10 protein-coding genes are annotated in these 12,163 nt (G+C 40.1%); 8 read left to right on the forward strand and 2 right to left on the reverse strand.

The window, feature by feature from the left end:
* The first annotated feature begins 96 nt into the window (after positions 1 to 96).
* Together A9970_RS21810 and A9970_RS21815 are read left to right on the forward strand one after the other, a co-directional pair.
* Entirely contained in the window at positions 97 to 3,264 is a 3,168-nt protein-coding gene (locus tag A9970_RS21810; RefSeq protein WP_182983683.1) for a SusC/RagA family TonB-linked outer membrane protein, read from the forward strand.
* Positions 3,265 to 3,287: 23 nt separating this feature from the next.
* Positions 3,288 to 4,775, forward strand: coding sequence for a SusD/RagB family nutrient-binding outer membrane lipoprotein (locus A9970_RS21815; RefSeq protein WP_182983684.1), 1,488 nt, complete (start codon positions 3,288 to 3,290; stop codon positions 4,773 to 4,775).
* Between the two features lie 91 nt (positions 4,776 to 4,866).
* Here A9970_RS21815 and A9970_RS21820 read toward each other — a convergent pair whose 3' ends face one another.
* Positions 4,867 to 5,877, reverse strand: a complete 1,011-nt coding sequence (locus A9970_RS21820; protein ID WP_153846502.1) for a GTP-binding protein — start codon at positions 5,875 to 5,877, stop codon at positions 4,867 to 4,869.
* A 66-nt stretch (positions 5,878 to 5,943) separates the two neighbouring features.
* The gene (gene folE / locus A9970_RS21825) at positions 5,944 to 6,615 is read right to left on the reverse strand and encodes a GTP cyclohydrolase I FolE (RefSeq protein WP_182983685.1); all 672 of its coding nucleotides are present in this window, start codon (positions 6,613 to 6,615) and stop codon (positions 5,944 to 5,946) included.
* A gap of 168 nt (positions 6,616 to 6,783) precedes the next feature.
* Between folE and A9970_RS21830 the strand changes: the two genes are divergently transcribed.
* The 6 genes from A9970_RS21830 to A9970_RS21855 all read left to right on the forward strand — a co-directional run bounded on the left by A9970_RS21830 (position 6,784) and on the right by A9970_RS21855 (position 12,162).
* Positions 6,784 to 7,275, forward strand: a complete 492-nt coding sequence (locus tag A9970_RS21830; RefSeq protein WP_153846500.1) for a hypothetical protein — start codon at positions 6,784 to 6,786, stop codon at positions 7,273 to 7,275.
* Positions 7,276 to 7,536: 261 nt separating this feature from the next.
* The gene (locus A9970_RS21835; protein WP_182983686.1) at positions 7,537 to 8,157 is read left to right on the forward strand and encodes a TetR/AcrR family transcriptional regulator; all 621 of its coding nucleotides are present in this window, start codon (positions 7,537 to 7,539) and stop codon (positions 8,155 to 8,157) included.
* A gap of 64 nt (positions 8,158 to 8,221) precedes the next feature.
* The gene (locus A9970_RS21840) at positions 8,222 to 9,520 is read left to right on the forward strand and encodes a TolC family protein (RefSeq protein WP_220801676.1); all 1,299 of its coding nucleotides are present in this window, start codon (positions 8,222 to 8,224) and stop codon (positions 9,518 to 9,520) included.
* 16 nt (positions 9,521 to 9,536) lie between these two features.
* Positions 9,537 to 10,472: an HlyD family secretion protein gene (locus tag A9970_RS21845; protein WP_182983687.1), complete on the forward strand. Its 936-nt coding sequence runs from the start codon at positions 9,537 to 9,539 to the stop codon at positions 10,470 to 10,472.
* A 6-nt stretch (positions 10,473 to 10,478) separates the two neighbouring features.
* Positions 10,479 to 11,429 carry an ABC transporter ATP-binding protein gene (locus tag A9970_RS21850; RefSeq protein ID WP_182983688.1) on the forward strand — a complete coding sequence of 317 codons (951 nt, stop codon included), beginning with the start codon at positions 10,479 to 10,481 and terminating at the stop codon, positions 11,427 to 11,429.
* A complete protein-coding gene (locus tag A9970_RS21855; RefSeq protein WP_088163713.1) occupies positions 11,419 to 12,162 on the forward strand; it encodes an ABC transporter ATP-binding protein in 744 nt (247 codons plus the stop codon). The genes A9970_RS21850 and A9970_RS21855 overlap by 11 nt, the downstream gene beginning before the upstream one ends.
* The last annotated feature ends 1 nt before the right edge of the window (position 12,163 follow it).

Consider the following 12,163-nt stretch of genomic DNA (forward strand, 5'->3'; position numbering starts at 1 on the left):
ACTTAATATGGAAATACTAAACTTAATATGAATTTAGTTTAGTATTAATAAACGATGTTTAATATTGCTTACATTTTCATCTATAAGTAAGCGATTATGTTCAAACTATCCTATTCAATTTCACCTAAAGTTACTGGCCTAACATTGTCATTGGCCATGCTGGCTACACAGGGGTTTAGCCAGACCCGATCGTTCCAGGGGAGACTGGTCGATTCATTGAGTCAAGGCGCTATTCATGGCGCAACAATTCGTAATTCTCATTTAGCTAAGCTTGTTTCATCGGATCATTCCGGTAAGTTTGTGATCGACGCACATATCGGTGATACGCTAAGAATTGGCTACATTGGGTATCTTCCCAAGGTTTTCATTGTTGGTAATCAACCTTCATCCGTTATTTCGCTTATACCGAACCAACAATCCCTCAATGAGGTGGTTGTAACTGCGCTTGGTATCAAAAAAGAAAAGCAGGCTATTGGCTATTCAGTGCAGGAAATAAAAGGCAAAGACATGGTTAAAGCTCGGGAACCAAATGCTATTTCTGGTTTAGCTGGACGCGTGTCTGGCTTAACAATTACACCGAGTACAAACTTATTTGGAGACCCGGGTATCACGTTACGTGGTCGGAGCAATATTCTTATTGTGGTCGATGGCATGCCGATTAATACCGATTCATGGAATCTTAGTCCGGATGATATCGAATCCTATTCTGTCTTAAAAGGTGCAAATGCTGCGGCATTATATGGGAACAGAGGTCAAAATGGAGCGATTGTGATAACGACAAAACGAGCAAAATCACAGGATAAAGGTTTCCAGGTTGAATTTAACTCAAGTACACAATTGCAGACGGGGTATAATGCGATACCAAAAATTCAAACCGAATATGGCCCGGGTTCAAATTATCAATATGCTTTTAAAGATGGTCGTGGGGGTGGAATCAATGACAACGATTACAATATTTGGGGACCCCGATTTGAAGGACAGCTTATTCCGCAATATAACAGCCCGATAGATCCAAAAACAGGACAGCTTATTCCCTTACCTTGGGAGGCCAGAGGAAAAGATAATTTGAAGAAATTTCTTCAGAATGGTCTTTTGAGTACAAACAATATTGCTATATCGACCAAAAATGATCATGGTGATCTACGCTTATCTGCGTCTCAGATGTTTCAACGGGGAACTACGCCTAACACTAAATTGGGAAGCACCAATATAAATCTTACCGGAGGCATTAACGCTGGTAGTAAGCTCCGTTTCGATGCGAGCATAAATTACAATAAGCAGTATTCACCAAATTATCCAAATATTGCTTATGGACCAAATAGTCCTATATACATTCTTACATTGTGGGGAGCGGCAGATTATGATATTGATGATCTTCGCAACTATTGGCAGCCTGGGAAAGAAAATGTACAGCAGTACAATCGTGAATACACCATTTATGACAATCCTTGGATGACGGCTTATGAAAATTTGAGGACTTATGATAAGGATGATATCTACGGTTACGTGTCGGCTAATTACAAGCTTAATGATAAATTGTCATTAAATGCACGTACAAGTGCTAGTACCTGGAATAGGAATAGAACGATTAAAATTCCAATTTCTGCCAACTTATATAATTATAATATCGGTGGAAGCCGTGTTGGAGGTTATCAGGAAACCTATGATACTTTTTGGGAAAATAATACAGAGGTCTCCTTAAAATACCAAAATCGTATCGCCGAGGACATAGGCTTCTCAGGCTCAGTATTTGGTAATTTAAGAACCGTCAGTGTCAAATCGCTGTTTGCACGTACAGATCGTGGATTGACTGTGCCCGGTGTTTATGACTTAAGCAATTCGATCATGCCCACGGTGTCTACTAACGATCGTGCTCTGCGTCAGGTCGGAAGTGTTTATGGATTCATGGATATAGACTATAAAAGCATGTTATTCTTAAATCTAACGGGGCGATTTGATAAATCTTCGACGATGCCGGTAAAGAATAACACCTACTTCTACCCATCGGCTTCACTAAGCGCTGTGATTTCACAGATGGTCACTTTGCCCAAGGTTATTTCCGCATTAAAAATCCGTGGAGCATATGCTAACGTTGCGAGTGATTTCGTCAATGAATCGGCCCAGTACGATATTTATAAACTTTTGCCGGCATACAGTAATTATGGTCGTTGGGCCAATTCAATGACCGGCGTAACATATACTGATGTATTACCTAACCCGGATCTCGTGGCAGAGCGTGTGAAGACGGCGGAAATAGGTTTGGAAACTCGTTTATTTAACAACCGTCTGGGTTTCGATTTTGCTTTTTTTAGAAACCTGGAAGGTCCCAGGATTATTGAATTGGCTACGTCGGTTACTTCGGGTGTAAGAGCCAGACAAACCAATGGGTTGACTTTATTGCGTAAAGGTATCGAGCTGAGTATCGATGGGACTTTGATTCAACAGAAAGATTTTAGCTGGAATGTAATGGTCAATGCATCAACAAATCATGCCTGGCTACATGACATCGATGGGCATCAAACGCGTTCTGGGAATGTTCGTGTTGGTGAGCGATGGGACGGATATTACGTGAATGATTTTCAGCGTGATGAAAAAGGAATGCCAATTGTGGGTACAAACGGTTTACCAGCTTACAATCCTTATGTGAGCAGAATAGGTTATAGCGATAATAAATTTACGGCCAGTATCAGCAATAGTTTCCGATACCGTGATTTCAGTTTTAGTTTTCTTGTGGATGGCCGCTTTGGTGGTTTAATAAAAAATGTGCAGGATGCCAAACAATGGGGATCAGGAACACATCCCGAATCAGCAAATGAATATCGTCTAAAGGACTGGGAAAATAGGGATGTCAAAGATTATAAAGGAACTGTCATGACCAATGGTTTAAAAATAGTCAAGGGGCAGCTCAATACAGATCAGGATGGTAAGATAATCTCCGATACAAGGGAATTTGCCCCAAATGATATTTCTGTGTTGTGGCAAAATTGGGCCACTAATTACTATCAGTCGGGACCAATTACGGCCAAAAGCCGAACCTTTGTCAAATTGCGGGAGATCGTTTTCAGTTATAATGTACCTGCCAACTTGTTGAAAAATTCCAGATTCTTCCGCAGTGCAAGTGTTTCAGTGGTCGGTAGGAATTTGCTGTATTTCACTGGAAAAGGTACCCAAAATATGGATTTGGACCAATTCACCAGTGCTAGCTCAGACTACCAGACACCATCAGTAAAGAGCTTTGGTCTAAATCTTAATGCAACCTTCTAAAAACTTAGTCAAAATTTTTAAAAATGAAGTACTTTAAATCCACTCTCATTCTTCTCCTGTTCGGGTGCTCTTTCAGTTCCTGTAAAAAGATAACGGATCTACAAAAAGACCCTGCGGCTGTATATAATCCTGCTCCAAAACTTTTGTTTACGGGAATACTCATGCGTTCTTATGATGCGCCATGGAGTGAAGATCATCGACATAATCAGTACATGACACAAAATGAGGCCTATTATGCGGGGCAGCCTTATGGATGGACTACAGGCTCTTTCGAAACGCCCTATGGTATATTGCGTGATGTGTACCGTATGGAAATCGAAGCTGCAAAAACTCCTGAATTGAGTGCTGCTTATATGACCATGGCCAAATTTTTCAAGGCTTATTTCTTTGCCCGAACGACGGAAATGTTTGGTGATATTCCATTGACAGAGGCTCTGCAAGGTGAATCAGCGGGCAATTTTGCGCCCAAATACAATACCCAGTTGGAGGTATACCAGCAAGTGCTTAGCTGGCTTGAGGAGGCGAATAATGAACTGGCAAATCTAAAAGAAAAAGGCAATACATTAGATGGCGATTTCTTTTACAATGGCAAGCCTGAGCAGTGGCAGAAACTGGTCAACTCATTTAAGCTACGTGTTTTAATTAGCCTCAGCAAACGTGCCGATGATAGTCCCGCATTGCGGGTGAAGGAACGCTTTGCTGAAGTTTTGGCGAATCCAACCAAATACCCACTGATTCTTGAAAATCGGGATAATTTTCAACTCCTTTACAATAATATTAACACCTATCCGCTGTGGCCAACAGACGGTGTGATTATAAAAAAGGATGTGCGAAACACATTGGGAGCAACCTATCTGAATATTTTAAAGACTTTACAGGATCCAAGATTATCGATTCAGGCACTACCGGCTTCGGCGTTGCCTTCTGATCCTGCGCGCCCTTTCGACGCATACAATGGAGGGAAAACAGGCGACCTACAGAGTACCTTGCTAAAACAAGCGGCGGATGGACAGCTCTCTATGATCAATTTCGATTATTGGCTCGCTTCGCCGTCTGGGGTTCCGTCTATTCAATTTGGTGCCTCCGAAGTGCAATTTGCCCTGGCAGAAGGTATCAATCGCGGTTGGGCTAGCGGAGATGCTGCGGTAAGATTTCAGTCGGGGATAAGTCAGTCGATGTTGTTCTACGGAGTTTCTCAAGACAAAATCAATTTATTCTTACAGGCAAATCCTTACAAAGGGAACAATGCGGAAGGGTTAAAGCAGATCTTAACACAAAAGTATGTGGCATTTTTTGAAAACTCAGGAAAACAGGCGTTTTTTGAGCAGCGCCGGACAGGAGTGCCAGTTTTTGATATAGGACCTTCGAATGCCAATAATAACCAGATACCGAAACGGTGGGCATACCCTAAGACCGAATACAGTACCAACGAAACTTACTTGAAAGAAGCTTTGCAACGTCAGTTTAATGGATCAGATACCCAAAATGACATTATTTGGCTTATTAAATAAAACAAAAAACAAGGATAATTAGCCATGGAAAGACCTCTTGGATTTGTGTCCGAGAGGTCTTTTTACGTAGACAATTGTTTCTATAAATCGTTTATTGCTTCGCTTTGATGGTCAACATACGTATCAGGAGATCTTGTATGGAGAGACTATCCAGCTCTTTTCCAATAAATACCAGTGTATTCATTTTTCTTTCATCCTGTTTCCACTTGTTACCGTAATCCATATCGACACGTGAACCGACTGTCTGTATAATAATTTTATTTTCTTCATCTTTTTTATAACCAATTCCCTTCATTCGGTAAATTTTGTTTGGATACTTGCCGACAAGTTTGCTCAAGCCGAGAAAAAGGTTTACGAAATTAAATTCTTCAGCAAAAGTATAGACGCGCGTTGCAATATCACTCAGATGTTGTTTTGTCAGACTTGATTTGCCAAGTATCATTGAACTGCTTAGATTAACATTCTTCAGAAAAGAAAAAGCTTCTATTTTTTTTGTGTACTTTATTCCTTCAATTATTTCGAAAGGAAATCCCTCCGTTACTGTTGACTGGAGAGTTTTCGCAAGTGGGTTTACATGTGCTAAGTAGTTGCTTAAATAGCTCAAATATGCCGAATGTACCGCTTCGGTTTTGTTGATGATAATGACGTCGGCGGCCGTGATTTGCCGTAACACTTCATCCCTTTCCTTGATCTGATCTTCAATAAGTGCAGCATCAACCAAACAAATAATTTTTTTTAATGGGAAGTAGTTCTTAAACATTGGATGCATTGTAAAGGGTTCTGTTATAGCATCGGGTATAGCAAGACCTGTACATTCAATAACGAGTTCATCAAAGCTATCCTGTTTTTGATAGAGCGATTCGAGTGCGGTGTAAAGTTCATCGTTCAGCGTACAACAGAGACATCCCTCTTGGAGTGCTACCAGTTGTCCATAGTTTTCATTGAGCAAGGAGCTATCTATATTTAGTTGTCCTATCTCATTTTCAATGATAGCAAAACGTTTTTTCGGATAGGATTTCATTAGGGCATTTAGAAAAGTCGTCTTTCCTGCACCTAAAAAGCCAGTTAAAATGGTTACTGGACGAGCATGAGCTGTATTCATTTGCGATGATTATACATTTAATCTGCTTCTGTTATTATCCCAACGAAAGTTGGGGAAAGGCAGATCTTATTTCAATAAATTGAAAAATTCGTTTCGTTTACTTTCTGATAAGAATATACCGCTGTATTCCAGTGTTGTTGTACTACTGCTGGTGTCTTTGACACCCCGAGCGGAGACACAGAGATGATCGGCATCAATCACAACAATAATATCATCTGTTGCTAAGGTGGATCTGAGCTCATTGTAAATCTGTAAAGTAAGACGTTCCTGCACCTGTGGGCGATGCGCATAATAGTCTACAATGCGGTTTATTTTTGATAGTCCTATTACGCGGTCTTTGGGGATATAGCCTATATGTGCCCGCCCTACGATTGGTAAAAAATGATGTTCACAGGCTGAATTTACCCGTATGTCTTTTTCTATCAATAGCTTATTGTAGCCATAGCGATTTTCGAAGGTGGACAGCTTGGGCTTGTTAACCGGATTAAGGCCATAAAACAATTCGTTGATATACATTTTTGCTACACGATAGGGCGTTCCGCTCAGACTGTCATCTTGGAGGTCGAGGCCAAGTTCATACATAATGCCCTTAAAAAGTTGAGATATCTTGTTGATTTTTTCTTCGTCTGTCCGATCAAATGCATCGGAGCGTAAGGGAGTATCCATTGAAGTCATCATGTGTTGGTCTCCTAAATCTTCCGGATTGGATGCCGCATCTTTTTTTAATAATGTGTTCATATATTAATTTTTATCAAATCGTGCTGATTATACCTGTTGCCTATTGTCAAATGGAGTTGTCATTTCATAGCGCTATTCGTGTTATAAATATAGTTAAAAAACAGTAAATGCAATATGGTTGCTTTTGTGTTTTTTAACTATATTTGATAGACAAATCTTTAATACGTTATGTTTAAGCAATTTATTCTAGTTTTTTTGTTTGTTATTGCAGGAAGTAAAACTAATCCAGTCTTTTCTCAAGGGGTAACGGAATCACAACATTTGGTCGATCATAAGCCTTTGATGAATGAGGTTTGGAAAACCTTTGACACTATGCTCTATAAAGTTAACAAGGTTAATGGCAAGACGGTTTACACCCCCTATTTTCCGAGTAAGCTGGTGAAACTGGATGGAACAAGTGTAGAGTTACAAGGCTATATGGTACCGTTAAAGGCCGGTCTTCGCCATAATAGGTTCCTTTTGTCGGTTTTGCCAGTGCAGCAATGTATGTTTTGCGGACAGAATGGTATTCCACCAATGGTGGAGGTTACGCTGAGCGACAACAATAAAGTGTGGTTAAAAGAGAATCCTGTTATTGTAAAAGGTTATGTTAAATTAAATGAGAAAGATCGGAGCAGGGTTGAAATCTTTATAAGAGATGCAGCTCTTCTAAAACAGTAGGGATTATCAAAAGCTAACGACTCCGCCAGGCCCACCAAAGAATAAAAGCTGCAAATAATTTGTCCTGACTGTTTGCTAGTACCTATCATTTGCTTGCTTTATTGCCTGCATGTTGAGGAACGGATTCCTTTTTTTGTGATTTATTTATATTGATTATCAGTTTAATACGTTTATATTTTTGTTTTAATCATTTGATTAAAACAATTGTTTGTTTTTAATTCTTTTTTCTATCTTTGCATAATACAATGAAGTTTAATCGGGATGAAAGAGAAGAAAATAGATCTGTCGACGGAAACGAAAATTAAGGAAGCGGCGAGGGTGGTATTCTATAAAAAAGGTTTTTCAGCAACCAGGACAAGGGATATTGCCGAAGAAGCAGGGATCAATCTTGCTTTGCTCAATTATTATTTTCGGAGCAAAGAGAAGCTTTTTGAAATTATTATGTTTGAAACCTTTTCGGCTTTTGTACAGAGTATGGCGGTCATCCTTAATGATGAAGCGACCAATCTTGAAAATAAAGTTGAATTGATAGCAAATAGATATATCGATTTTATCATTAGAGAACCGGAGGTACCTACTTTTTTGATTTCGGAAATCAGAAACAATCCTCAGGAACTCCTCGAAAAGTTGCCAATCAAACAATTGCTAAACAATTCTGTTTTTTTTAAACAGCATCGTGAAGCCGTAACACAGGGCTTTATTATGGAGCCACATCCTTTACACTTTTTAATGAATTTATTGGGGATGGTTGTGTTTCCTTTTATCGCAAAGCCTTTGATTATGGGGGTACAAGATCTCGATATCGAACAGTTTAATGCACTTATGATTGAGCGTAAGAAGCTTATACCGATATGGATAGGAGCGATGATTAAAGCAAAATAATTTTTTTTGTCCCAAACTTAATCAAATGATTAAATCTAAAGATTAAAAAATAATGCCACGATATATGAACAACGCAGTTATGAAGTATTGTTATTTAACGCATGTTATTCTTTTATTGATCCTGTTGCATTTTGCAAATAGGGCAACTGCACAAGGAGAAGCGCTCACTCTGGAGCGTTGTTATTCTCTTGCCAAAGCAAATTATCCAGCAATTAAAAAAATGGATCTGATAACCAAAACAGGTGAGTATACTATCCAAAATGCCAATAAAAGGTTTCTCCCCCAAATCAACTTCTCAGGTCAGGCAACTTATCAATCCCAAACAGTCAGCTTTGCGGATGCTGTGGGTTCATTGCCAGGTATTTCCCTACCTTCTATCAGCAAAGATCAGTATAAAATACAGGGTGAAATTAGTCAGCTCATTTACGATGCTGGCAATACAAAAATACAGAAGGATTTAATCGCTGCAAATACGGCACTGGAGGAGCAGACCTTAGTATCCAGTCTCTATGGGATCAATCAACGTATCAATAGTCTTTATTTTGCTATTTTATTAATTGATGCCCAATTGAAGCAGAACGAGTTAAACAAGGCTAACTTACAGACTCAGGTACAAAAAGCTGAGGCTGCTTTTGATAATGGGGTGGCATTTCGGAGTAATGTGGAAGAGCTGAAAGCTGAAGTATTGAATATAGAAATGCAGACCACAGAATATACATCTAATCGTACAGCATATTTAAATATGCTTTCGCTGTTTATAGGAAAGAAGCTACCCGAATCCATGCAATTGGAATTGCCTACTGCTCAGTATACGCTTTCCGCCATTAACAGACCTGAATTAAAAGCTTTTGATTTACAAAAAAACATCGTTGACCAACAGGAGAAACAATTGAAATCCGATTATCTTCCACAGGTAAGTGGCTTTTTTCAAGGGGCATACGGAAGGCCAACCCTCAATATCATTGAAAATAAATTTGGTCCCTGGTACGTTACAGGGCTGCGTTTTTCTTGGTCGCTAAGTAGCTTTTATTCGCTGTCCAACAAACGAAATATCCTTCAGCTCAATCGTCAGTCTATTGATGCCGATAAGGAGACATTTTTGCTGAATGCCAAAGTTGACCTGAGCCAAGAGGATGAGCAGGTCAATAAATATACCATCTTGATTCGACAGGATGATGCTGCGATTGCCTTGCGGACATCGGTAACTCAATCTGCTGAGGCGCAGTTGAGCAATGGAGTGATCACGACCCACGAGTATATTCAAAAATTAAATGCAGAACACTTGGCCAAGCAGCTCAAAATATTGCACGAGATCCAATTGTTACAAGCGATCTATAATTTAAAATTTATAGCCGGGAATTAACTGTAAACATCAAAAAATGAAAAGATTAATTGTATTTATTACTACGCTCTCTTTGCTTAGTGGTTGTAAGCAACATAATGAATATGACGCTTCCGGGAACTTTGAGGCTGATGAAGTGATTGTCTCTGCGCAGCAAAACGGGATATTGATGCAATATGCTGTTGAAGAAGGAAAGCAATTGAAACCTGGTGATACTGTCGGAAAAATAGATGTCCGTACTGCTGAATTGCAAAAAGAACAAGTGCAGGCAAGTATCGAAGCTTTAGCTCAAAAGACGGTGAATCCCAGGGATCAGGTTGAACTGGTGCGGCGCCAACTGGTCGTTCAGGAAGCGCAATTAAAACAACAGCTGTACGAAAGGACCCGGACGGAAAATCTGGTAAAATCAGATGCGGCAACACGTAAACAGCTCGATGACATCAATGCGGCAATCGATCAATTGCGGAAACAAATAGCCGTGACCAAGCAACAACTCACCCTCAATACATACAATACAAATACCCAAAATCGGAGTATCCTAAGCGAGAAAAATCCCTTAGAGAAATCTGCTGCACAGATTCAGGAACAGATCAATAAGGGACAGGTGATTAATCCTATTAGTGGGACAGTTTTGGTAAACTATGCACTACAGGGTGAGTTGCAGGTCGTAGGTAAGCCTTTATATAAAATTGCCAACACGACGAAGCTTTATTTGAGGGCTTATATTACCGGAATTCAGTTGCCACAGATAAAAGTCGGACAGCGGGTGACTGTGCGCATTGATGATGGCAAGGAGCATTATAAGGAATATCCCGCAACAATTACATGGATTTCAGATAAATCTGAGTTTTCACCAAAGACAATTCAGACTAAAGATGAGCGCGCTAATCTTGTTTATGCGATCAAAGTAAGTGTGAAAAATGATGGTTATTTAAAAATAGGGATGTATGGTGAGGTCCTTTGGTCAAAGTAAGTTATTATGATCGCTGTCAGTGTAGAAAATATGGTCAAAACCTACGGTAATGTTAGAGCCGTAGATGATGTTTCTTTTGAGGTGAAAAAAGGTGAGTTGTTTGGGCTTATAGGGCCTGATGGCGCCGGTAAAACATCAATTTTCCGAATACTAACCACTTTACTGCTTGCGGATAGCGGTACTGCTGCTGTAGAGGGATTTGATGTTGTCAGAGAATATCAACAGATACGCAATCGGGTAGGGTATATGCCAGGACGTTTTTCATTATACCAGGACCTGACGGTAAAGGAGAATCTTACTTTCTTTGCGACAGTTTTTGGTACAACCATTCAGGAAAATTATCCACTTATCAAAGATATTTATGATCAGATACAACCCTTCAACGATCGTAGAGCAGGGAAATTGTCTGGCGGAATGAAGCAAAAGCTGGCCTTATGCTGTGCGCTGATCCATAAGCCCGACGTGCTTTTTCTGGATGAACCGACAACAGGTGTAGATGTTGTATCCAGAAAGGAATTTTGGGAAATGTTGACCAAACTCAAGGAACAGCAGATCACGATCGTGGTATCCACACCCTATATGGATGAAGCTCGACTGTGTGATCGTATTGCATTAATGCAGGGCGGAAAGATTATGTCAATCGATGAACCGTCAGGTATTATAAAAAGTTTTCCAAAGCCACTATATGCGGTTAAAGCGGACAATATATATAAACTGCTCCAGGACCTCCGTTCGGATCAGGCGGTAGAAAGCTGTTATGCATTTGGCGAATATTTGCACCTTACCCCAAAATCAGAAGTGGATGGTAGGGAAGGCATTATTGCCCTGGCAAATAAATATAACCCACAACATCTTGTGGTTGAAAAAATAACAGCAACGATCGAAGATAGTTTTATCCGCCTGATGCAGGATCAAAATGGTATGGACGAATTCAAACAAGTCACAGATGGAGAATAAGGCAATAGTCTGTAAGGACCTGACCAAGCAATTTGGAGATTTTAAGGCCGTAGATAAAATTACGTTCGATGTTGACCAAGGCGAAATTTTTGGTTTTCTTGGGGCCAATGGTGCGGGGAAGACCACGGCCATGCGTATTCTTTGTGGTTTGTCCTACCCGACATCGGGTGAAGCAACTGTCGCTGGCTTCAATGTATATAAAGAACAGGAGCAGATCAAAAAGAATATCGGTTATATGAGTCAGAAGTTCTCGTTGTACGATAACCTCACTATTTTGGAAAATATTGAGTTTTATGGAGGTGTTTATGGTGTTTCAAGGGCAGACATAAAGTCGCGAAGCAGTGATTTGGTCCACACCTTAGGTTTAGAGAAAGAAGCAAAAAAACTCGTGGGGGAATTACCTTTGGGCTGGAAACAGAAGTTGGCATTCTCCGTAGCGATTTTCCATCGACCTAAGATTGTTTTTTTGGACGAACCAACAGGGGGCGTGGACCCGATTACCCGACGGCAGTTTTGGGATATGATTTATGAGGCTGCTGCCAATAACATAACGGTGTTTGTGACAACACACTATATGGATGAAGCCGAATACTGCAACCGTATCAGTATTATGGTAGATGGGAAAGTCGAAGCAATGGACAGTCCCACAAATCTAAAACAGCGGTTCGAAACCCATTCCATGGACGACGTATTTTATCAACTGGCACGTGGAGCTAAAAGATCGGGAGATTGAT

This window comes from Sphingobacterium sp. UME9 (assembly GCF_014170215.1).
GTDB lineage: Bacteria > Bacteroidota > Bacteroidia > Sphingobacteriales > Sphingobacteriaceae > Sphingobacterium > Sphingobacterium paramultivorum.